Annotated in this window: 20 protein-coding genes; 12 read left to right on the top strand and 8 right to left on the bottom strand. The window is 71.4% G+C overall.

The window, feature by feature from the left end:
- Positions 1-3 precede the first annotated feature (3 nt).
- From K7G59_RS25730 to galU, 4 genes are all read right to left on the bottom strand, one after another.
- Positions 4-504, bottom strand: coding sequence for a molybdenum cofactor biosynthesis protein B (locus K7G59_RS25730; protein ID WP_225838151.1), 501 nt, complete (start codon positions 502-504; stop codon positions 4-6).
- Positions 501-1,013, bottom strand: a complete 513-nt coding sequence (gene moaC, locus K7G59_RS25735) for a cyclic pyranopterin monophosphate synthase MoaC (RefSeq protein ID WP_225838152.1) — start codon at positions 1,011-1,013, stop codon at positions 501-503. Before moaC ends, K7G59_RS25730 begins: the two co-directional genes overlap by 4 nt.
- 230 nt (positions 1,014-1,243) lie before the next feature.
- Positions 1,244-2,566: a gephyrin-like molybdotransferase Glp gene (gene glp, locus K7G59_RS25740; protein ID WP_225838155.1), complete on the bottom strand. Its 1,323-nt coding sequence runs from the start codon at positions 2,564-2,566 to the stop codon at positions 1,244-1,246.
- On the bottom strand, positions 2,563-3,474 hold the full coding sequence (galU, locus tag K7G59_RS25745; protein ID WP_225838156.1) for a UTP--glucose-1-phosphate uridylyltransferase GalU: 912 nt from the start codon (positions 3,472-3,474) through the stop codon (positions 2,563-2,565). The genes glp and galU overlap by 4 nt, the downstream gene beginning before the upstream one ends.
- A gap of 134 nt (positions 3,475-3,608) precedes the next feature.
- On the opposite strand from galU, the gene K7G59_RS25750 reads away from it, so the two are divergent.
- A complete protein-coding gene (locus K7G59_RS25750) occupies positions 3,609-4,190 on the top strand; it encodes a 5-formyltetrahydrofolate cyclo-ligase (protein ID WP_263976769.1) in 582 nt (193 codons plus the stop codon).
- Positions 4,191-4,272: 82 nt separating this feature from the next.
- On the opposite strand, the gene K7G59_RS25755 is transcribed toward K7G59_RS25750, so the two are convergent.
- Positions 4,273-7,086: a penicillin acylase family protein gene (locus K7G59_RS25755; protein ID WP_225838158.1), complete on the bottom strand. Its 2,814-nt coding sequence runs from the start codon at positions 7,084-7,086 to the stop codon at positions 4,273-4,275.
- 191 nt (positions 7,087-7,277) lie between these two features.
- On the opposite strand from K7G59_RS25755, the gene K7G59_RS25760 reads away from it, so the two are divergent.
- From K7G59_RS25760 to mscL, 6 genes are all read left to right on the top strand, one after another.
- Positions 7,278-8,813, top strand: a complete 1,536-nt coding sequence (locus K7G59_RS25760; protein ID WP_225838185.1) for a potassium/proton antiporter — start codon at positions 7,278-7,280, stop codon at positions 8,811-8,813.
- Between the two features lie 253 nt (positions 8,814-9,066).
- Positions 9,067-10,362: an MFS transporter gene (locus tag K7G59_RS25765; RefSeq protein WP_225838160.1), complete on the top strand. Its 1,296-nt coding sequence runs from the start codon at positions 9,067-9,069 to the stop codon at positions 10,360-10,362.
- 67 nt (positions 10,363-10,429) lie between these two features.
- On the top strand, positions 10,430-10,744 hold the full coding sequence (locus tag K7G59_RS25770; RefSeq protein ID WP_225838161.1) for an FmdB family zinc ribbon protein: 315 nt from the start codon (positions 10,430-10,432) through the stop codon (positions 10,742-10,744).
- Positions 10,745-10,882: 138 nt separating this feature from the next.
- The gene (locus K7G59_RS25775) at positions 10,883-11,716 is read left to right on the top strand and encodes an S-methyl-5'-thioadenosine phosphorylase (RefSeq protein WP_225838163.1); all 834 of its coding nucleotides are present in this window, start codon (positions 10,883-10,885) and stop codon (positions 11,714-11,716) included.
- 192 nt (positions 11,717-11,908) lie between these two features.
- A complete protein-coding gene (locus K7G59_RS25780; protein ID WP_374114281.1) occupies positions 11,909-12,496 on the top strand; it encodes a hypothetical protein in 588 nt (195 codons plus the stop codon).
- A 150-nt stretch (positions 12,497-12,646) separates the two neighbouring features.
- On the top strand, positions 12,647-13,123 hold the full coding sequence (gene mscL / locus K7G59_RS25785; RefSeq protein WP_225838165.1) for a large conductance mechanosensitive channel protein MscL: 477 nt from the start codon (positions 12,647-12,649) through the stop codon (positions 13,121-13,123).
- A gap of 120 nt (positions 13,124-13,243) precedes the next feature.
- Here the strand turns inward: mscL and K7G59_RS25790 are convergent, their stop codons facing one another.
- Positions 13,244-13,420, bottom strand: a complete 177-nt coding sequence (locus K7G59_RS25790) for a hypothetical protein (protein WP_225838166.1) — start codon at positions 13,418-13,420, stop codon at positions 13,244-13,246.
- An 86-nt stretch (positions 13,421-13,506) separates the two neighbouring features.
- On the opposite strand from K7G59_RS25790, the gene K7G59_RS25795 reads away from it, so the two are divergent.
- From K7G59_RS25795 to K7G59_RS25810, 4 genes are all read left to right on the top strand, one after another.
- The gene (locus K7G59_RS25795; RefSeq protein WP_225838168.1) at positions 13,507-14,745 is read left to right on the top strand and encodes a low temperature requirement protein A; all 1,239 of its coding nucleotides are present in this window, start codon (positions 13,507-13,509) and stop codon (positions 14,743-14,745) included.
- Positions 14,746-14,785: 40 nt separating this feature from the next.
- Positions 14,786-15,820, top strand: a complete 1,035-nt coding sequence (locus tag K7G59_RS25800) for a P1 family peptidase (protein WP_225838169.1) — start codon at positions 14,786-14,788, stop codon at positions 15,818-15,820.
- 150 nt (positions 15,821-15,970) lie between these two features.
- Positions 15,971-17,188, top strand: a complete 1,218-nt coding sequence (locus K7G59_RS25805; RefSeq protein ID WP_225838171.1) for an Ig-like domain-containing protein — start codon at positions 15,971-15,973, stop codon at positions 17,186-17,188.
- 157 nt (positions 17,189-17,345) lie between these two features.
- The gene (locus K7G59_RS25810; RefSeq protein ID WP_225838173.1) at positions 17,346-18,092 is read left to right on the top strand and encodes a DUF6227 family protein; all 747 of its coding nucleotides are present in this window, start codon (positions 17,346-17,348) and stop codon (positions 18,090-18,092) included.
- Between the two features lie 165 nt (positions 18,093-18,257).
- Here K7G59_RS25810 and K7G59_RS25815 read toward each other — a convergent pair whose 3' ends face one another.
- Positions 18,258-18,509 (bottom strand): hypothetical protein, encoded by a 252-nt coding sequence (locus K7G59_RS25815; RefSeq protein WP_225838175.1) that lies wholly within the window; start codon positions 18,507-18,509, stop codon positions 18,258-18,260.
- A 520-nt stretch (positions 18,510-19,029) separates the two neighbouring features.
- Positions 19,030-20,565: an MFS transporter gene (locus tag K7G59_RS25820; protein WP_374114280.1), complete on the bottom strand. Its 1,536-nt coding sequence runs from the start codon at positions 20,563-20,565 to the stop codon at positions 19,030-19,032.
- A gap of 63 nt (positions 20,566-20,628) precedes the next feature.
- Here K7G59_RS25820 and K7G59_RS25825 point away from each other — a divergent pair.
- Positions 20,629-21,709, top strand: a 1,081-nt coding sequence (locus K7G59_RS25825) for a YafY family protein (RefSeq protein ID WP_225838177.1), incomplete at its 3' end; no start/stop codon positions are given.

Here is a 21,709-nt window from a genome sequence, read left to right on the forward strand (position 1 = left end):
TGTTCAGCTCGCACCCCCACTGCTCGGTCCGGGGTGGTCCCCGCCGCGGATCTGGTCGACGGCGTGGACCAGCAGCGGCTCCAGGACGGCCAGCCCGTCCTTCACCCCGCCGCTGGACCCGGGCAGGTTGACGATCAGCGTCGATCCCGCGACTCCGGCGAGCCCCCGGGAGAGCGCGGCGGTCGGCACCTTCTCCCGGCCGAAGGCCCGGATGGCCTCCGCCACGCCCGGCACCTCGCGGTCGATCACCTTGCGGGTCGCCTCGGGCGTGCGGTCGGTGGGCGAGATGCCGGTGCCGCCGGTGGTGACGACGACGTCGTACCCGGCGTCGACGGCGGCGCGCAGGGCCGCCTCCACGGGGTCGCCGTCGGGCACGACCCGGGGCCCCTCCACGACGAACCCGAAGCGCCGCAGGCCGTCCGCGACCAGGGGGCCGCCCCGGTCCTCGTAGACCCCGGCGGCAGCCCTGTTGGAGGCGGTGACCACGAGAGCGCGGTAGCTCATGACCGGCTCCAGTCGCCCGACTTGCCGCCCGTCTTCTCCTCCACCCGTACGTCGGTGATGACCGCTCCCTTGTCGACCGCCTTGACCATGTCGACCACGGTGAGTGCGGCGACCGTCACCGCGGTGAGGGCCTCCATCTCGACGCCCGTCCGGTCCGTCGTCTTCACGGTGGCCTGGATCTCCACGGCGTCGTCCGTGACCGTCAGGTCCAGTTTCACACCGGACACCGACAACGGGTGGCACAGCGGGATCAGGTCCGGGGTGCGCTTGGCGCCCATGATGCCCGCGATACGCGCGGTGGCCAGGGCGTCGCCCTTGGGTACCCCCTCGCCGCGCAGCAGCTCGACCACGCGGGGCGAGACGAGGACCCGGCCGCCGGCGCGGGCGGTGCGCGCGGTCACGTCCTTCCCGGACACGTCGACCATGCGGGCCGCGCCCGCCTCGTCGATGTGCGTCAGCCGTTGCTGCACAGGGGATCCGGGGGTCTCCCCCCGGAGAGGCTCAGTCATGGTGTGGCGCTCCCGGTCCGGGCCCGTTGCAGTGCGGTGCACAGGCCTGTCTGTGCGCGACACGGTACCGCCAAGCCGGCGCGCGCACCGGACCAGGACCGGCCGGGCGGACGGGGCACGCGCGCCTGCGTGCGGCGCGGTGCCCGCGGTGCATGTGGTGCGGTGCATGTGGTGCATGTGGTGCGGTGCCCGCAGTGCACGTGGTGCTGTGGTGCATGACGCGTGCGGGGTCAGCCGAGGAGTACGACCTCCACCTCGGTGCCGGGCTCGACGCACTCCACGTCCTCCGGGACCACGATCAGCGCGTCGGCGTGCGCCAGCGCCGCGATCAGATGGGAGCCGGCGCCGCCCACGGGGGTCACCTCCCCGTCGGCGTACCTGCCGCGCAGGAACTGCCGACGCCCCTTGGGCGAGCGAAGCGCCTCGTCGGCCCTGAGAGCGGCTCGCACGCGGGGCCGGTGGACGTCCTCCAGGCCCATCATGGCGCGGATCGCGGGGCGGACGAACAGCTCGAAGGAGACGTACGACGACACCGGGTTGCCGGGCAGGGCCAGCAGCGGCGTGTGGTCGGGGCCGATGGAGCCGAAGCCCTGGGGCTTGCCGGGCTGCATGGCGACCTTGCGGAAGTCGATGCCGCTGCCCGCCTCGTCCTCGTCACCGACGTACGCCAGCGCCTCCTTGACGACGTCGTACGCGCCGACGCTGACCCCACCCGAGGTCACCAACAGGTCGGCGCGGACCAGCTGGTCGTCGATGGTGGAGCGCAGGATGTCGGCGTCGTCGGCGACGGCACCGACCCGGTAGGCGATGGCGCCCGCGTCCCGCGCGGCGGCGGTGAGCGCGAAGCTGTTGGAGTCGTAGATCTGTCCACCCGCCAGTTCCTCGCCGGGCGGGACGAGTTCGCTGCCGGTGGACACGACGACCACGCGCGGGCGCGGGCGCACGCGTACCGTGCCGCGGCCGATCGCGGCGAGCAGCGCGATCTGCGGCGGGCCGAGGACCGTCCCGGCCTCCAGGGCGAGGTCTCCGGCCTTCACGTCGCTGCCCTTCGCGCGCACGTGCGCGCGTGCCTCGGCGGGGCGGTGCACCCGTACGTGCCCCGCGGCGCCCCCGGGGGCCAGGCTGCGTGCCCGCATCCCGCTGACCGGGCCCTCGCCGAGCCCGCCGTCGGTCCACTCGACGGGGACGACGGCCTCGGCGCCGGGCGGCAGCGGCGCGCCGGTCATGATCCGGGCGGCCTGCCCGGGGCCGACCCGGACCAGGTCGGCCGCGCCCGCCGCGACGTCCCCGACGACCTCCAGGACGGCCGGGAACTCCTCACCGGCGCCGGCGACGTCCGCGACCCGCACCGCGTACCCGTCCATCGAGCTGTTGTCGAACGGCGGCAGGGAGACCGGCACCGTGACGTCGTCGACCAGGACACAGCCCTGGGCGTCGAGCAGTTGCAGCTCGATCGGGTCGAGGGGGCGGACGGTGGAGAGGATGTCCTCCAGGTGCTCGTCCACCGACCACAGGTGGTCCGGGCCGGCGGGGCGGGTCGCGGCGCTGCTCAACGTTGCTGCATCTCCTCGGCTACGTAACTGCGAAGCCAGGTCCGGAAGTCCGGGCCCAGGTCTTCACGTTCGCACGCGAGTCTGACAATGGCACGCAGATAGTCGCCACGGTCGCCGGTGTCGTAGCGGCGGCCCTTGAAGACGACGCCGTGCACCGGACCGCCGACCTTCTCGTCCTGAGCGAGCTGCTGGAGCGCGTCGGTGAGCTGGATCTCGCCGCCGCGGCCCGGCTCGGTGGTGCGCAGTATGTCGAAGATGTGGGGGTCGAGGACGTAGCGGCCGATGATCGCGTAGTTCGAGGGGGCGTCGGCCGGGTCCGGCTTCTCCACCAGGCCGGTCACCTTGACGACATCACCGTCGGCGGTGGCCTCCACGGCCGCGCAGCCGTAGAGGTGGATCTGCTCGGGAGCCACCTCCATGAGGGCGACCACACTGCCGCCGCTGCGCTCCTGTACCTCGATCATGCGCTGGAGCAGTGGGTCGCGCGGGTCGATCAGGTCGTCACCGAGGAGCACGGCGAAGGGCTCATGGCCGACGTGCGGGGCGGCGCAGAGCACGGCGTGGCCGAGGCCCCTGGGGTCGCCCTGGCGCACGTAGTGCATGGTGGCGAGATCGCTGGACTCCTGCACCTTGGCGAGGCGTTCGGCGTCGCCCTTCTTCTCGAGCGCCGATTCGAGCTCGTAGTTGCGGTCGAAGTGGTCCTCGAGAGGGCGCTTGTTGCGTCCGGTGATCATGAGAACGTCGTCGAGCCCCGCCGACACGGCCTCCTCGACCACGTACTGGATCGCGGGCTTGTCCACGACCGGCAGCATCTCCTTGGGAGTGGCTTTGGTGGCCGGCAGGAACCGGGTACCGAGCCCTGCTGCGGGGATGACAGCCTTGCTGATCCTGGGGTGCGACTGAGTCATGCCCGCAACCTTATCCGGTGCCTTTGTGGGGATTCTGTGGCTCCGGGCAGTGAGCGCTGTGTGAGCACAAAGTGAGAAGGATGCGAGAACGACCTGTGGAACACGTCGGACGTACGGCCGAGCCTGACAAGCGAATGTTGCGGCGGGAGCTCCTCGCGGTGAGGAACAGGTTGACGGAGGATGTCGTCCGGGAAGCGGGCGAAACGCTGGCGGTACGGGCCCTGGAACTGCCCGAGCTGGCGCGGGCGCGCACGGTGGCGGCGTACGTCTCCGTGGGCAGCGAGCCGGGCACACGTGCCCTGCTGGACGCGCTGCGCGCGCAGGGCGTCCGTGTGCTGCTCCCCGCGCTCCTGCCCGACAACGACCTGGACTGGGGCGAGTACACCGGCCCGGACTCCCTCGCGAGGGTTCAACACGGCGGGAAGATGGCGCTGTTCGAGCCCTCGGGGGAGCGCCTCGGCCCGGACGCGGTGACGTCGGCCGACGCGGTCCTGCTGCCGGGGCTCGCGGTGGACGAGCGCGGGATGCGCCTGGGGCGCGGGGGCGGGTCGTACGACCGCGTCCTGGCCCGCCTGGAGCGCGCGGGCGCCCACCCGGCCCTCGTGGTGCTCCTGTACGACACCGAGGTCGTCGCGCGGGTCCCCGCGGAGGCGCACGACCGGCCGGTGCAGGCGGTGGTGACGCCCTCGGGCGTGCGCCGCTTCCCGCGCGCCTGACGCCCGTACGAGCCCCACATGCGAAAACGGCCCTCCACACGCGCGTGGAGGGCCGTTTCGTGTGCTGCGTGCCGTCAATGGGTCACGGCTTGAGGACGAGCGTGTCGCTCGTGCTGTCGTCGACCGCCTTGCCCGAGAAGGACCAGGACAGCAGCTCGCCCTTGGCCCACTTGCTCGTCTGGTCGGTGTAGTGGGCGCTGTAGGCGTGCCCGGAGGCTCCGGTCAGGTTGATCCACTTGGACTTGTCGAAGTCCTTGAGGTTCACCACCATCCGCATGGAGGGCACCCAGACGACGTTGTAGCCGCCGGCCGCGTTCCAGCCGCTCGCGTTGACCGTGGCCTCGCCGCCGCTGAGCTTCCAGGGGCCGCGGTTGAGCACGTACTGGAGGACCTTGGGTCCTTCGGTGCCCAGCGTCTGGTTCTTCAGGAACAGCCGGTGCAGCCGGCCCCAGCTCCAGCTGTCGATGTCCTTGCCGAGCTTGGCGGTCAGCTCCCAGCGGGCGTCGATCATGGCGCGGGCGAGCAGCTCGTCCCGGTTGTCCGCCGCGGGGCGCGTGCCCGACTTGGGCGTCTTCCACCATTCGCTGTTCGGCTTGTCCATCAGGGTGCGCACGACCTCGAACCAGCGGTCGCCGCCGTCCGGCTGCGCCTGGTCCGCGTCGCGCTCGCCGCACTCGCGCACCTTGCTGTCGTCGTCCACCGGACCGGTGCTGTCGATCTTGTGGACCCACAGGCACTGTCCCTTGACGCGCAGCTCCTTGGGGAGCTTGTTCCCGAAGGCGAGCTTCAGGACGTTGCGCCAGACGGCGTTGAAGTAGGCAGCCGCCGCGGAGTCGGCGTCCTGGGTGTAGTCCCAGCCTTCCAGCAGCTTCTGCGCCTGGCGCACGTCACCGTCGGCCAGGTTGATCTTCAGCAGCTTGGGCACCAGGAGCTTGGCGATCTCACTGCTGTTGTCCAGCTGCATCTGGCGCATGTCCTCGGGGGAGATCTTGCCGCCGTCCTTGATCTTGGACTCGATCAGGTCGGTGATGCGCTGGCTGCGGGTGCCGTAGCCCCAGTCGGTGGTCAGCGTGTACGGGTACCTGGCCTTGTCGACCACGGCCTGGTTGGCGGTGACGATGTAGCCGCGCTCGGGGTTGTACTCGTAGGGCAGCTCGTCCTGCTTGACGAAGCCGGTCCAGCGGTACTTCGGGTCCCAGCCCGGGGCCGGGATCGAGCCGTCGTGGGCCGCGGTGCGGGTCGGGATCTTGCCGGGCAGCGTGTAGCCGATGTCGTTCTTGGTGTCGGCGTAGATCAGGTTCTGCGAGGGCACGTCGAACAGGGCGGCTGCCTTGCGGAAGTCGCTCCAGTCGGCCGCCCTGTCGAGGGCGAACACGGCGTCCATGGAGGTGCCCGGGTCGAGCGCGGTCCACCTCAGGGCGATGCCGTAACCGTCGCCGCGGTCGGGAGCGGCGGTGTTGACCGTGGCCTTCTTGCCGACCTGGACGAGTTCGTCGTCACGGTCGGACAGCAGCGGCATCCCGTCCTCGGTCTGGCGGACGACGATCGTCTTGGACTCGCCGCCGGCGACCTCGATGGTCTCCTCGCGGGTCTTGAAGGGCCGGACCTTGCCGTCGTACAGGTAACCGTTCGTGGTCACCTTCTCCAGGTACAGGTCGGTGACGTCGACCCCGGAGTTGGTCATGCCCCAGGCGATGTCCGCGTTGTGGCCGATGATCACACCGGGCATGCCGGCGAACGTGTAGCCCGTGACGTCGTACCGGCACGTGCTGGAGACGGTCCGGCAGTGCAGGCCCATCTGGTACCAGACGCCCGGCAGCGAAGCCGACAGGTGCGGGTCGTTGGCGAGCAGCGGCTTGCCGTTGATGGTGTACTTCCCGCCCACGACCCAGGAATTGGAGCCGATGCCCTGACCGTTCACGCCGACGGCCGTGGGGACGTCGTCCAGGACCTTGTAGAGGCCTCCCAGCTGGCTCGTGAGGGCCGAACCGGCCGCCGGCGAGGAGGCGGAGCCCGTCACGCCCGCCGGGGTCTGGGTACCGACCGTGCCCGCCGGGGTCTGGGTACCGACCGTGCCCGTCGTGGTCCCGGAACCGCCCGTGCCGCCGCCCTGCTGGAAGGACCCGGTCAGCTGGTTGTACTGGCCCTCCTGCACGATCGGCTTGTTGCGGCCGTAGGGGTACTGCGGGTACAGGTCCTGGATCTGCTGCGGGCCGAGGCGGCTGGTCATCAGGGCGCGGTCGATCTCGTCCTGCATGTTGCCGCGCAGGTCCCAGGCCATCGCCTTCAGCCAGGAGACGGAGTCGACCGGGGTCCACTTCTCGGGCTTGTAGTCGTTGGTGAAGCCTAGGGCCGCGTACTCCAGGGAGATGTCCTTGCCGTCCTTGCCCTGAAGGTAGGCGTTGACTCCCTTGGCGTACGCGTCGAGGTACTTCTTCGTGGTGGCCGACAGCTTGGTGTCGTACTCCCGCTTGGCGATCCGGTCCCAGCCGAGCGTGCGCAGGAACTCGTCGTTCTTGACCTGGTCCTTGCCGAACATCTCCGACAGGCGGCCGGAGGTCATGTGCCGGCGCACGTCCATCTCGTAGAACCGGTCCTGCGCCTGGACGAAGCCCTGCGCCATGAACAGGTCCTCCTCGGAGGAGGCGTAGATCTGCGGGATGCCGTTGCCGTCCCGCTTGACGTCGACGGGCCCGGACAGGCCGTCGAGCGTGATCGAACCCTTGGTCTGCGGGAAGGAGGCGCGGACGGTGCTGACGGACCAGTAGGCCCCGCCGGTGATGCCCGCGACGACGGCCAGCACCAGTACGAGCACGATAAGTCGGGCTTTGCGCCCCTTCTTCCTGCCGGACTTGCCGGGCTTGTCACCCGTTGTGGCGGTGGTGTTGGGGGGCATCGCTGTCCTTGCTGTCCTAACGCGAGCGGCAGGTCGGGCTGTGACTTCGAATGAGCGCTGGAGCAACCATAGGCGCAGGGCCCTGTGCCGCTTGACGCGGAGTCGGGAACCAGCGTGTACGAGCGTTCGATCCTGCCCCGAAGAGCGTCAAGAAATCGTCAAGAGTTAGGTAAGGTAACGAAGTACCGCAGATCTCAGGGGAGGAAACGCCGCTGACCGTCCACCACCTCAACCAGCTCCTGCTCGTCTGCTCCCTCGTCCTGCTCGTCGCCGTCGCGGCCGTCCGGATCTCCTCACGCAGCGGGCTCCCCAGCCTGCTCGTCTACCTGGGGATCGGCGTCCTCATGGGCCAGGACGGCGTCGGGAACATCCACTTCGACAACGCCGAGCTGACCCAGGTCATCGGCTACGCGTCCCTCGTCGTCATCCTGGCCGAGGGCGGCCTCGGCACGAAGTGGAAGGAGATCCGGCCGGTCCTGCCGTCCGCCGCCGTCCTGGCCACGGCAGGGGTCGCCGTCAGCGTCGGCGTCACGGCGGCAGGCGCGCACTATCTGGTCGGCCTGGAGTGGCGGAAGGCGCTCATCATCGGCGCGGTGGTCTCCTCCACCGACGCCGCCGCGGTCTTCTCGGTCCTGCGGAAAATCCCCCTCCCCGCACGCGTGACGGGCACGCTGGAGGCGGAGTCCGGTTTCAACGACGCCCCGGTGGTCATCCTCGTCGTCGCCTTCTCCCAGGCAGGCCCCGTCGAGCACTGGTACGTGCTGCTCGGGACCATAGCCCTGGAGCTGGCCCTCGGCGCCGCCATAGGTCTCGCGGTGGGCTGGTTCGGCTCCTGGGGCCTCAGACACGTGGCCCTGCCCGCCTCCGGCCTCTACCCGATCGCCGTTCTCGCGATCGCCGTGACGGCGTACGCCGCCGGCGCCCTCGGTCACGGCAGCGGCTTCATGGCCGTCTACCTCGCCGCGATGGTGCTCGGCAACGCCAAGCTCCCGCACTGGCCCGCCACGCGCGGTTTCGCGGAGGGGCTGGGCTGGATCGCCCAGATCGGCATGTTCGTCCTGCTCGGTCTGCTGGTCACCCCGCACGAACTGGGCGGCGACTTCTGGCCCGCCCTGGTCATCGGCCTGGTGCTGACCATGGTGGCCCGCCCACTGAGCGTGGTGCTCAGCCTGGCGCCGTTCCGGGTGCCCCCGGCGGAGCAGACGCTGATGTCCTGGGCGGGACTGCGGGGCGCGGTGCCCATCATCCTGGCGACCATCCCCATGGTGAACGGCGTCAGCGACAGCCGTCACATCTTCAACATCGTCTTCGTGCTGGTCGTCGTCTACACCGTCGTCCAGGGGCCGACACTGCCCTGGCTGGCGCGCCTGCTGCGCCTCGGCGAGGCGGGCGAGGCGGCCGACCTCGGTATCGAGTCGGCGCCCCTGGAGCGGCTGCGCGGGCATCTGCTGTCCGTGTCGGTCCCGGAGGGCTCGCGGATGCACGGCGTGGAGGTCAACGAGCTGCGGCTGCCGGCCGGGGCCGCCGTCACCCTCGTCGTACGGGAGGGGACGTCGTTCGTACCGCTCCCCACGACGGTGCTGCGGCACGGGGACGAACTCCTCGTGGTGGCCACCGACCCGGTCCGCGACGCGGCGGAGCGCCGGCTGCGCGCGGTCGCGCAGGGCGGCAAGCTGGCCGGATGGCTGGGCCTGGACGGGCCGGGGACAGGCGGCAAAGCCAGGTGATCGACCCCGGCGTGCTCATTTTCACAGGGGCACAAGACCTTGATCCCTGTACTATCAAGGAATCAAGGCATCATGATCGATCCAACTCTGCCTGACGCAGAGCTGGCGCGACCGTATGGCGGCCGGGACGTCCCCACAGTGGCACCGGTATCTACCGCAGTTCCGCGCAAGAGGACAGCTCTCGGCGCCCCCGCGCGGCGGACACGCCCGCACGACAGGGGTGGCGCTACCAGGCGGCAGAAAGGCACGGGCCGTGGCGACCACGGTCACCACCGATGCGGCGGAGAACCCGCCGGCGTCCCCCCGCCCGGGATACGGACAGCTGCTGCGCACCCGCGGCGCCTGGACGTTCCTGCTCCCCGGTTTCGCGGCGCGGCAGCCGTTCGCGATGCTCACCATCTCCATCGTGCTGCTCGTACAGCACACCACCGGCTCCTACGGCGCCGCGGGCGCGGCGGCGGCGGCCACCGGCGTCTCCATGGCGCTGTTCGCGCCCTACAGCGGTCGCCTCGCCGACCGTTACGGCCAGCGCGCCGTGCTGATCCCCGGCGTCCTCGTGCACACCGTGTCGGGGCTGTCCCTGACCGCGCTCGCTCTGGCCCACGCGCCCCTGTGGGCGCTGTTCGCGGCGGCCGTCCCGACCGGCGCCTCGGTGCCGCAGGTCGGGCCCATGGTGCGCGCCCGCTGGGGCATGAAGCTGCAGGGCTCGCCCCTGATGACCACCGCGGCGGCGTTCGAGTCCGTCACCGACGAGCTGACCTTCGTCCTCGGCCCCCTGCTGGCGACCGCGCTGTGCACCGCCGTGAGCCCGGCCGCGGGGCTGGTGACGGAGGCCGCGCTGACCCTCGTCGGCGGTCTGCTGTTCGCCGCGCAGAGAAGCACGCAGCCGCCGGTGAGCGCCGAGAGCGGGCACGCGCGCGTGGAGCACGCCTCCGCGCTGCGCGTGCCGGGTGTGCGCGTGCTGGTCGTGACCTTCCTGGGCATCGGCTCGGTCTTCGGCGGCATGCAGGTCTCGCTGGCCGCATTCACCGAGTCGATCGGCGAGCCCGGCCTGAACGGCGTGCTGTACGGCGTCTTCGCCGCGGGAAACATGCTCTCCGGCGTCGCGTGCGGCGCGATCGCCTGGAAGGCCGCACCGCAGCGGCGCCTGGTCGTCGGCTACACGGCGCTCGCGCTGGCCGCGTCCGCGCTGTGGACGGCGCACTCGGTGCTGCTGCTGGCCGCTCTCGGCCTGCTGGTCGGCATGTGCATCGCACCGGCGCTGATCACCGGCTACACGCTGGTCGAGGGCCTGGTCCCGGCCGGTGCCCGCACCGAGGCCTTCACCTGGCTGACCGGCGCCGTCGCCCTCGGCCAGGCGGCGGCCGTCACCGTCGCCGGGCAGCTGGAGGACCGGCTCTGGGACGGCGCGGGGTTCCTGGTGCCGATGGCCGGCACCGTGCTCGCGCTGGCGATCCTGCTGGCGCTGCGGTCGCTGCTGGTCACCCGGCCCCGGAACCGTGCCGTCGCACGTGGCGTCGGTCACCGCGTCCCGGTGACGGTGGACTGATCCCGGGGAATGCGTCACTATGGACCGTCGTTAGCACTCATTGAGTGAGAGTGCCAGGAGGAAGACAGTGCCGACCTACCAGTACCAGTGCACCGAGTGCGGCGAGGGCCTCGAGGCGGTGCAGAAGTTCACCGACGACGCCCTGACCGAGTGCCCGAGCTGCCAGGGCCGCCTGAAGAAGGTGTTCTCCGCGGTCGGCATCGTCTTCAAGGGGTCCGGTTTCTACCGCAACGACTCCCGCGGCTCCACGTCGAGCAGCACCCCGGCGTCGAAGCCGGCCGGTTCCTCGTCGTCCGACTCGAAGGCGTCTTCTTCGTCTTCTTCGTCGTCTTCGTCGTCCTCGGCGTCCTCGTCGGGTTCCGCCAGCAGCTCCGCTGCCTGAGAAGTCTCACCGGGACCCTGCCGTCGTACGACGGCAGGGTCTTCGGCGTCCCTCCCCGGCATGGGCTCCGTCCCCGCCGCCGGGCCCTTCCCCGGCACCGGCTGCCCCGTCCTGGCACCGCCAGCTAATGTGCTCGACATGGCGAACGCAGAGATCGGCGTAATCGGCGGATCGGGTTTCTACTCGTTCCTGGACGACGTGACCGAGGTCCAGGTCGAGACCCCCTACGGCCCGCCCAGCGACTCCCTCTTCCTCGGTGAGATCGCCGGCCGGCGGGTCGCCTTCCTGCCCCGGCACGGCCGCGGACACCACCTGCCGCCGCACCGGATCAACTACCGCGCCAACCTCTGGGCCCTCCGGTCGGTCGGGGCCCGCCAGATCCTCGGCCCCTGCGCCGTGGGCGGCCTGCGCCCCGAGTACGGGCCGGGCACGCTGCTCGTGCCGGACCAGCTGGTCGACCGTACGAAGTCCCGGCAGCAGACGTACTTCGACGGGCTTCCGCTGCCCGACGGCACCATGCCGAACGTCGTGCACGTGTCGATGGCCGACCCCTACTGCCCCGCTGGGCGGGCAGCCGCGCTGAAGGCCGCCCGCGGACAGGACTGGGAGCCGGTGGACGGCGGCACGCTGGTCGTCGTCGAGGGGCCCCGCTTCTCCACCCGTGCCGAATCGTTGTGGCACCAGGCGCAGGGCTGGTCGGTCGTGGGCATGACCGGGCATCCCGAGGCGGTGCTCGCCCGGGAACTGGAGCTGTGCTACACGTCCCTGACCCTGGTCACCGACCTCGACGCCGGCGCCGAGACCGGCGAGGGCGTCTCGCACGAGGAGGTGCTGCGGGTGTTCGCGGCCAACGTGGACCGGCTGCGGGGCGTCCTGTTCGACGCGGTGGCGGCGCTGCCGGAGACCGGCACGCGGGACTGCCTGTGCGTGAACGCGCTCGGCGGGATGGATCCGGGCTTCGCACTGCCCTAGGGGCCTGCCCGGCGAAACTGCCGGAATTCCTCGTTCGGGTGGCCGAGTTGTCCCCAATCGGCGGGGAGTCCACCGGCTCCGGCGGGATTCGGCGCGAGGCGTCATCGTGACAGCGCAAGCCGAATTCCTCGTCGCAGGCGGTGATTTCCGTTGACTCTGCCCCCGTCGTCGTACCCGACCACGCACCCGGACCTGACCCCGGCCCCGCCGTCACGCCCGTCCTCCACCCGCTCCCCTCTCCCGCCGCCCCTGCGTCTGCCGCATCCGCTGGGCACCGACGCCCCCGCGACCCGCGAGGTCCCGCACTTCGCTCCGGTGCACGTGCGCGGCGGGCGGTATCAGCTGCAACGGCTCGTGCGGCATCGTCGGCGGGCCGTCGCGGCCGGTCTCGCCGTGACCGCCGCCGCGCTCGTGGCGGCCGGTCCGCGAACCGCCGCGGAACCGCACCCCGCGGAGCGGGCCCAGGGACGCCCGGCCGGTCAGCCGGTGCACCGGCACCCTGCGGCGGCCCTGGTGACGGCACCCGTGCGGATCGCCGACGCCGCCACCGTCCGGCTGCTACGACCCGGCGACCGGGTCGACGTCATCGCGGCGCAGGACCCGCAGACCGGCGGCAGCGCCCGGGTGCTCGCACGCGGGGTGCGGGTGACGGAACTGCCGGAGCCCCTGGAGGGCGCCGCCGAGAGCGGGGCGCTGGTCGTCCTGTCGGTGCCGCGGGCGACCGCGGCGCGGCTCGTCGGGGCGAGCGCCACGGCACGGCTGGCGGTGACACTGTGCTGAACGGGTCCGTACGTCTTCACGTCTTCTCGGCGGCTCGCTGTCCATCCAGTCCCTCGATCCATGGTCGGGATTGGACACCATGGCCGCACCGTGCCGTAGGTTGCGGAGCGTTTGCTTCCCCACCCTGTGCACGCGAGGAGAGTCCCCTAGGTGAGCGCGAAGAAGGAACCGAGCGTCTGGCAAGGCTTCAAAGCCTTCCTCATGCGCGGAAACGTCGTCGATCTGGCGGTCGCGGTGGTCATCGGCGCCGCCTTCACCAACATCGTGAACTCGGTGGTGAAGGGGGTCATCAACCCGCTGGTCGGCGCCATCGGCACGCAGAACCTGGACCACTACAGCTCGTGCCTGAAGGACCCGTGCTCGGTGAGCGCGGACGGCACGGTCAAGAGCGGCGTGCCGATCCTTTGGGGCTCCGTCCTCGGCGCCACGCTCACCTTCGTGATCACCGCGGCGGTGGTGTACTTCCTGATGGTCCTGCCGATGTCGAAGTACCTGGCCCGGCAGGCGGCCCAGAAGGCGGCGCGCGAGGGCACGAAGGAGGTCATCGAGGTGACCGAGCTGGAAGTCCTCAAGGAGATCCGCGACGCGCTGCTGGCGCAGCGCGGGTCCGGGCGCGACGCGGGCTAGCCATGGGCTAGCCACGCTGCGGCGGACGGAACAACCGGCACAACCGGCACAACCGGCACAACCGGCACAACCGGCACGACCGGCGCGGACGGCGCCGGCGGCACGGACGGTGCCGGCGGCTCAGAGGTGGTGGGGCGGCTTCTCGTCCAGGAAGCGCCTCAGCTCGGCGGCGCTGTCACCGTCCGTGCGCTCGCCCCACCCGCGGTCGGTGTCGTCCGAGGACTGCTGGTTCAGCGGGTCGTCGAAGACCAGCGCGGCCTTCGGGTCGCGCGGCTCGGGGGCGTGCGTGGCACTCATGCCTCAAGGGTACGGCCCGCGCACGGACAGTCCCCTTGTGAATCCGTTCACAAGATTTCGGGGCCGTTTTCTGCTGTGCTGGGGGCATGACGGCGAGTTCCGCTCCGGCGCCCGGCTCACCGGGGGCGCACCACTCCGCGGGGCTCCTGCGGCGGCTCACCGCGCGCGGGCGCGACGAGGCCCACCGGGTCTCCTCCCCGCTGGAGCTCTTCTTCGACCTGTGTTTCGTCGTGGCGATCGCGCAGGCAGGCGGGCAACTGGTGCACTCCCTGACCGAGGGGCACCCGGGGCCCGGGGTCCTCAACTACGCGATGCTGTTCTTCGCCATCTGGTGGGCCTGGATGAACTTCACCTGGTTCGCCTCGGCGTACGACAACGACGACACGCTGTACCGGGTCGTCACCCTGGTCCAGATCGCCGGTGTCCTGGTCCTGGCGGCCGGTGTCTCGCAGGCCTTCACGCATCACGACTTCCTGATCATCTGGCTCGGCTATGTGATCATGCGGCTGCCGATGGCCGCACAGTGGCTGAGAGCGGCGCGATCGGCCACCGGCGCGGAGCGGACCATGGCACTGCGGTACGCGGGCGGGGTGCTGCTGTGCCAGGTCGGCTGGCTCGGGCTGGTCCTGCTGCCCGTACCCGCCCGGCCGTGGGTGTTCCTCGTGATGGTGATCGCGGAGCTGAGCGTGCCGGTGTTCGCCGAGCGGGACTGCGCGACGTCCTGGCATCCGCACCACATCGCCGAGCGGTACGGCCTGTTCACGATCATCGTGCTCGGCGAGACGATCGCCGCGGCGACGGCCGCCGTGAAATCGGCCGTGGACGAGCAGGGGGCGCTGGGCGAACTGCTGCCGATCGCGGCAGGCGGCCTGCTGATCGTCTTCTCCGCGTGGTGGATCTACTTCGTGGTGCCCATCCACGGCCACCTGCGCTCCAGCGGTCAGGCGTTCCTGTGGGGTTACGGCCACTACCTGATCTTCGCCTCGGCCGCGGCGATCGGCGCGGGTCTGGAGGTCGCGGTGGAACAGGCGGTCGGCAAGGCGCACCTCTCGACGCTGTCCGCCTCGGCGGCGGTGACCGTGCCGACGGCTCTGTACCTGCTGACCGTGTGGGTCCTGCACTCACGGCACTTCAAGGTCGGCATCGCCCAGCAGTCGGTGCTGCCGGTGGCGGCTGTGCTGGTCGTGTGCTGCACCTTCCTCGGGGAGTGGGCGGTGCTCGCGGCCGGGCTGACGTCCGCCGCCGCGGTGGCGGCCGGCACGGCGCTGACAGCGCGCATGGCCGCCCGCGAACGCGCGGCGAGCGCCACCGCACCGGCCGGTTGAGGCACTTCGGGGGGCGCCGGGGTGAGCCAGACTTGCCCGCATGACAGTTGACGCACTGACAGACGTCGCCGGGCTGCGGGTGGGGCATGCCACCCGCAGCGGGGACGGGTGGCTCACCGGCACCACGGTCGTCCTGGCACCCGAGGGCGGAGCGGTCGCCGCCGTGGACGTGCGCGGCGGCGGCCCCGGCACCAAGGAGACCGACGCACTCGACCCTCGCAACATGGTGCAGAAGATCGACGCGCTCGTGCTGACCGGAGGCAGCGCGTACGGGCTCGACGCCGCGTCCGGCGTGATGGCCTGGCTGGAGGAGCAAGGGCGCGGGGTGCGGGTCGGGAGGGATCCGGCGCACGTCGTGCCGGTGGTGCCCGCCGCGTGCGTCTTCGACCTGGGGCGCGGCGGCGACTTCCGAGCCCGCCCGGACGCGGGGACGGGACGCGAGGCCGTCGAGGCGGCGGCGGCGAGCGCGCTGGGCACGCGGGTGCCGGAGGGGTGCGTGGGTGCCGGCACGGGCGCTGTGGCCGGGCAGCTCAAGGGCGGCGTGGGGACCGCGAGCACGGTGCTCGGCTCGGGGATCACGGTGGCCGCGCTGGTGGTCGCCAACGCCGCCGGAGCGGTGCTGGACCCGGAAACGGGCGTCTTGTACGGGGAGTTCTTCCAGGGGCGGGTGGAGTATCCGCAGGAGCGCGTGCACGAGGCCGCGCGCCGGCGGCTCGCCGAGGCCGCCGCCGAGAACGCGCCGCCTCCCCTCAACACGACGCTCGCGGTGGTCGCGACCGACGCGGACCTCTCCCGGGCCCAGGCGCAGAAGCTGGCGGGCACGGCCCACGACGGGATCGCCCGCGCCGTGCGGCCGGTGCACCTGCTGCACGACGGGGACACGGTGTTCGCGCTGGCCACCGGCACGCACGCCCTCGACCCCGCGCCGAGGTCGTTCAACGACGTCCTCGCGGCCGGCGCGGACGTCGTGATGCGCGCGATCGTCCGGGCCGTACGCGCCGCCGAGCCGGTCGACGGGCCGGGTGGAGCGTGGCCGTCGTACGAGGAGTTGTACGGAGCGCGGCCGGCACGGTAGCCGGGCCAAGCTTCCTGCCGCCCTGCTTTGTCGCGGTTCTGTCACGTGATGGCGTTGATCGGCAACGGAGGGAACCCTGCCGGGCCCCGGCGCCCTCTCTCTCCACGCACTGGAACGGATCACGCACATCACAAGAACTGGGAGCAGCCCGTGACAACGCCGGACATTGCAGCGCGGCGCGCACTGGTGGCCTGTGCCGCCCTGATGGTCGGCGCCTTCAGCCTGACCGCGTGCGGCGGCAGCGCCAACGCCACCGACGACGGCAAGGGCGGCAAGGAGTCCGCCAGGACCTCGGCGGCGAAGATCGCGATCTCGGCCAAGGACGGTTCGACGGGCGCGTCCATCAACGCGACCGGGGTGAAGGTCAGCGGCGGCAGGCTGACCCAGGTGAAGATGACCGTGGCCGGGTCCGGGCAGGCCGTGCCCGGCGCGATATCGGCGGACGGCGGCAGCTGGAAGCCGAAGCAGCAGCTGGAACGCGGGACGAAGTACGAGATAGACGCGACGGCGAAGGACGCCGACGGGCGCACGGCGGCGGCCAACTCCATCTTCACCACCGTCTCCTCGGCGAACAGCTTCATCGGGACCTACACGCCGGACGACGGCACCACGGTGGGCGTCGGCATGCCGGTGTCGTTCACCTTCGACAAGGCCATCACCGACAAGAAGGCCGTGCAGTCGCACATCACGGTCGCCTCCAGCAGCGGCCAGCAGGTGGTCGGACACTGGTTCGGGAACCAGCGGCTGGACTTCCGGCCGCAGGATTACTGGAAGGCCGGCTCGAAGGTCACGATGAAGATCGACCTGGACGGGGTCGAGGGCACGAACGGCGTCTACGGCGTGCAGAAGAAGACGGTGTCCTTCACCATCGGGCGCTCGCAGGTCTCCACCGTCGACGTCGGCACGCAGACCATGACGGTGGTGCGGGACGACAAGACGATCAAGTCGGTGCCCATCTCCGCGGGCAGCCCGCAGCACACCACGTACAACGGGCAGATGGTGATCTCCGAGAAGTTCACGCAGACCCGTATGGACGGATCGACGGTGGGCTTCGGCGGGGAGTACGACATCTCGGACGTGCCGCACGCGATGCGGCTGACGTCGAGCGGGACGTTCATCCACGGCAACTACTGGTACAAAAAGGGCAACCCGCCCTTCGGCCGGGAGGGCACCAGCCACGGGTGCGTCGGTCTCGCGGACGTGCAGGGCGCACAGGGCGACACCTCGGCGAAGTGGTTCTACGACAACTCGCTCATCGGGGACGTCGTGATCGTGAAGAACTCCCCCGACACGACCGTCGCCCCGGACAACGGGCTCAACGGCTGGAACATGTCCTGGAGCGCCTGGAACGCGGGAAGCGCCGTCTGACAGGCGGTTTCGGTACGGAAGCAGGGCCGTGCGGGAACTTCCCGCGCGGCCCGCGCGTTTTCCCGGCGCACGTTTTCTCGGTTCCGGGACACGATGTCCCCCCGAGGGGCTACGGTATGCACCCACTAGGTGACATGCAGCAACGCCGGGAGATGCCTTGAGCGTTCCGTACGAGACGACAGCGTACGAACCAGCCGAGTCGCCCGAGTCTCCGGAGGAGCACCTCGCGCGGCTCCTCGGCCGTGCCCTGAACTCCTTCGAGCTGCCCGACGAGGTGGTACGGCAGCTCGACTGCGCTCTGGTGCACGACAGTTCGCTGCGCTCCGCGCACCACAGCGCCGGGCTGCACCGGGAGACCTACCGGCACACCTGGCTGCTGGCCGACGGCTCGGCGGTCACCCTGTGGGAGCTGGTGCACAACACCGCCCCGGGCGGCGAGGCGCAGCACGAGGTGTACGTCGACGAGGAGGAGCTGCACACCGCCATAGCCCGTCTCGGGCTGCCCCTGGACACGCCTGAGTTCGAGCTGCCGACGCCGATGCGGCTGTGGGCGATACCCGAGCCCCGGCACGTGTACGACCCAGGCGACTCGGCGGACCACGCGCGCCGGCTGCTGCGCCGGGCCGAGAACCCCGACCGGCCGGACGCCAGAACCGCGGCGCTCCTCGCGACAGCGACCGCGCACCAGATCACGCAGGCCTTCGGGCGGCCGGGGCGCACCGGGCGGGCGGGGCTGAGCTTCGCACTGTACGAGCACGCGTTCCTGCTGGCGGACGGCTCGGAGATGACCCTGTGGGAGGTCGAGCACACGGCGACCCCCGACGGTCGGCACATGTGCGAGGTGTACGCCTCGGAGGAAGCGGCCCGGGACGCGATGGAACGGCGCGCGGCACGGCAGGGCTGACAGAAGCCGGCGGGGCCAGGCGTCAGCAGGGCACCAGGTGTCGGCGGGGCCCGGGCATCAGCAGGGCTGAGGGGTCAGCGGGGCAGGCAGGGTCACGGGCCGACCGGGTCAGCAGGGCCGGGGCCGGCGGGCCGCCGTGGAAGCGCTGCACGCTGGCTTCTTCGGTCAGCGGTGGCCGAGTCGTCGTACCAGGCCCGCGAAGGCGGCCCGTTCCGCCGGGGTCAGCTCGACGGATTCCAGCGGGGGGCCGACCCTGCTCTGCCGCGGGAGGGCCGGGAGCGGGGCGGCGGGGCGGCGGCCGGAGAGCACGCCGCCGGTGCGGCGCAGCAGACTCGTCAGGATGACGGCCCAGGCGACCGCCGTCACGGCGAGGACGGTCACGCCGATCAGCTGGAGGGTCGCGGCATGCTCAGACATGCGCCCAGTACACACCACGGCCCGGGACTTTGCCCCGGACCGTGACGTATCTCGCAGGTGCCGTGAACAACTCACAGCAAGGCAAAGGGAGAAGGGGCCGAAGGCGACCGGCGGCAGGCCGCCACCGGGACCCGGTCGTGGCGCCGTACACACCGCTGGAGCGGGTCCCGGTGGAGCCGGTGCGGGCGCTCATGACGCCGACGGCGCCAGTGCGCGGTCGAGCGGGATCTCGGCCGTGACCCGCACCGCCGCCGGTCGAGGTCGGCCGGGGCCGGCATCACACTGCCCGGGAGCCGGACGGCAGCGGCACCGTGGGCCACGGCGCGGAGGCGCGGCGGAGGCGCGGCGGAGGCGCGGCGGAAAGCCGTCGCCGGAGCAGCCGTCGCCGGAGCAGCCGTCAGCCGCCACGAGGAGGACGTCCCGTCCTGATCTCGCCGCACGCGACCCCCGACCAGGTGGGCGAAGGGTCCGGCACCGGCAGATACCGGGCCGGGCCCTTCGCGGGGGTGGGAGGCGCGGTTCACGCCACGAGTTCGGTTTCCTTCTCCACCGAGGGCAGGTCCGGCTCGGCCCCCTCCACATGCTGCGCCGGCCGCTTCGGCAGGGCGGACATCAGCAGGAAGATCACACCCATGACCGCGGCGACCCACCACAGCGCGTGCTGGAAGCCGTGCGCGAAGGCGGGACCCACCTGGGCGGGGGTGAGCCGGTCGTCGATCACGCCGAAGAAGACGACCGACACCAGCCCGAGGCCGAGCGCGTTGCCCATCTGCTGCACGGTGTTGATCAGGCCGGACGCCGAGCCGGCGTGCTCGCGCGGCACCTCCGAGAGCACCGCGTCGGTCAGCGGGGCGACGATCAGGCCCATGCCCAGGCCCATGACGGTCAGCGGGAGAGCCATCTGCCAGGAGGCGAGGGAGAGGCCGTAGCGGTGCGCCTCCCAGAGGTAGAGCAGGATGCCCGCCACCATGATCAACGCGCCCGCCTGGAGCACCTTGCGCCCGAAGCGCGGGACGAGCTTCTGCACCGACAGCCCGGCCGCCACGGACACGGCGATCGAGAACGGCACTCCGGTCAGCCCGGCGTGCAGCGGGCTCCAGCCGAGACCGATCTGCATGTACAGCGTCCACACCAGGAAGAAGATGCCGAGCGCGACACCGAAGACGGTCTGCACGGCGATGCCGGCGGCGAAGCTCTTCACGCGGAACAGCGACAGTTCGACCAGCGGGGAGCCGTCCTTCGCCGCCTTGTACCGCTCGTACCCCACCAGGGCCGCGAAGACGACGAGCGAGCCGGCCATCGAGACGTAGCCCCACAGCGGCCAGCCCAGCTCACGGCCCCGGGTGAGCGGGTAGAGCAGCATCAGCAGGCCGAGCACCACCAGGGCGACGCCGACGAGGTCCAGCTTCAGCGCCTTCGGGGCCCTGGACTCGGTGATGAAGCGGCGGCCGAGCAGCCAGGCGACGACACCGACCGGCAGGTTGATGAGGAAGATGGGCCGCCAGTGCAGGCCGAACAGGTTCCACTCCGTCAGCAGCGCGCCGAGCAGCGGACCGGAGACGGCGCCCAGGCCGACGATCGCGCCGAACAGGCCGAAGACCTTGCCGCGTTCGTGGGCCGGGAAGGTGGCGTGCACGATCGAGAGCACCTGGGGCACCATCATCGCCGCCATGCCGCCCTGCAGGAGCCGGGAGGCGACCAGCATCTCCGGGTTCGCGGCGAAGCCGCACAGGGCGGAGGCGAGGGTGAAGCCGCCGATACCGATGAGGAACAGCCGCCTGCGCCCGTGGATGTCGCCGAGCCGACCGCCGGTGATCAGGCCGGCGGCGAAGGCCAGCGCGTAGCCGGCGGTTATCCACTGGATCTGGCTGAGGGAGGCACCCGCCTCCTTCTGGATCGACGGGATGGCGATGTTGACGATCGTGACGTCGACCAGGTCCATGAAGGCCGCGGTCATCACGATCGCGAGGGCGAACCACCGGCGGCGGTCGCCGGTGTCCTGCAAAGCGCTGTCCGGCCCCTGCGGGGTGCTGAGGCTCTGTTCTGCGGAGGTCATGCGGACAAACCTAGGGGGCCATTAGGCCAGATCATGTCCTAATGGTGGGCCATGCTCGTAGTCATGACGACGGACACACCGGCCCGGCTCCTCCAGTTGCTCTCCCTGCTGCAGACCCCGCGCGAGTGGCCCGGCGGCGAGCTGGCCGAGCGGCTGGGGGTGTCCCGGCGCACCGTGCGGCGGGACATCGACCGGCTGCGTGAGCTGGGCTATCCGGTGCAGGCCAGCAAGGGCTCCGACGGCGGGTACCGGCTGGTGGCGGGCAAGGCGATGCCGCCGCTGGTGCTGGACGACGAGGAGGCGGTCGCGATCGCGGTCGGGCTGCGGGCCGGGGCCGGGCACGCGGTGGAGGGCGTCGACGAGGCCTCTCTACGGGCCCTGGCGAAGCTGGAGCAGGTGCTGCCCACCCGGCTGCGGCGTCGGGTGTCCACCCTGCAGGCCGCGACCACACAGCTGACCAGCGGGGACGGGGCGAGCATCGCGCCGGAGACGCTGACCGTGATGGCGTCGGCGGTGGCGGGGCACGAGCGGCTGCGGTTCGCCTACCGGGACAAGGAGGGCGGCGAGTCCCGCCGTCTGACCGAGCCGCACCGGCTGGTGTCCACGGGGCGGCGCTGGTACCTGGTCGCGTACGACCTCGACCGGGCCGACTGGCGGACGTTCCGCGTGGACCGGGTGAGCGAGCCGTTCGCCACCGGCGTCCGGTTCGCGCCGCGGGAGTTGCCGGAGGGCAGTGCGGCCGAGTACCTACGGCGGTCGATCCGGCAGCGGCAGGAGACGTACACGTTCGAGGTGCGGTTCGCCGGACCGGTGGAGGCGGTGGCCACACGGCTGCCGGCGTGGGTCGGCGAGCCGGAGCAGGACGAGCGGGGCGGGTGCGTACTGCGTGGGACCAGCGGGGACCCGGTGGAATGGCTGGCGGTACGGCTGGCGATGGTGGGGTACGAGTTCGAGGTACGCGGGCCGGAAGCACTGGCGGAGTGCGTCAGCGAGTTGGGGGAGCGGCTGAGCCGGGCGGGGCAGAGGGGGCAGGCAGGGCAAGCGGGGCCGGGGGGGCAAGCAGGACCGGCAGGGCAGGCAGGGCAAGCAGGACCGGCAGGGGCGGCGGGGGAAGGGGGGGGGGGGGGGGGAGGAGGGTGGGGGG

It is taken from the genome of Streptomyces sp. NK08204 (genome assembly GCF_020400585.1).
GTDB lineage: Bacteria > Actinomycetota > Actinomycetes > Streptomycetales > Streptomycetaceae > Streptomyces.

Bases quoted from the DNA above. Each gene is read 5' to 3' on its own strand.
- K7G59_RS25730 (WP_225838151.1), bottom strand. From the start codon at position 504: ATGAGCTACCGCGCTCTCGTGGTCACCGCCTCCAACAGGGCTGCCGCC.
- moaC (WP_225838152.1), bottom strand. From the start codon at position 1,013: ATGACTGAGCCTCTCCGGGGGGAGACCCCCGGATCCCCTGTGCAGCAA.
- galU (WP_225838156.1), bottom strand. From the start codon at position 3,474: ATGACTCAGTCGCACCCCAGGATCAGCAAGGCTGTCATCCCCGCAGCA.
- K7G59_RS25750 (WP_263976769.1), top strand. From the start codon at position 3,609: ATGTTGCGGCGGGAGCTCCTCGCGGTGAGGAACAGGTTGACGGAGGAT.
- K7G59_RS25755 (WP_225838158.1), bottom strand. From the start codon at position 7,086: ATGCCCCCCAACACCACCGCCACAACGGGTGACAAGCCCGGCAAGTCC.
- K7G59_RS25775 (WP_225838163.1), top strand. From the start codon at position 10,883: ATGGCGAACGCAGAGATCGGCGTAATCGGCGGATCGGGTTTCTACTCG.
- K7G59_RS25790 (WP_225838166.1), bottom strand. From the start codon at position 13,420: ATGAGTGCCACGCACGCCCCCGAGCCGCGCGACCCGAAGGCCGCGCTG.
- K7G59_RS25795 (WP_225838168.1), top strand. From the start codon at position 13,507: ATGACGGCGAGTTCCGCTCCGGCGCCCGGCTCACCGGGGGCGCACCAC.
- K7G59_RS25800 (WP_225838169.1), top strand. From the start codon at position 14,786: ATGACAGTTGACGCACTGACAGACGTCGCCGGGCTGCGGGTGGGGCAT.
- K7G59_RS25815 (WP_225838175.1), bottom strand. From the start codon at position 18,509: ATGTCTGAGCATGCCGCGACCCTCCAGCTGATCGGCGTGACCGTCCTC.
- K7G59_RS25820 (WP_374114280.1), bottom strand. From the start codon at position 20,565: ATGACCTCCGCAGAACAGAGCCTCAGCACCCCGCAGGGGCCGGACAGC.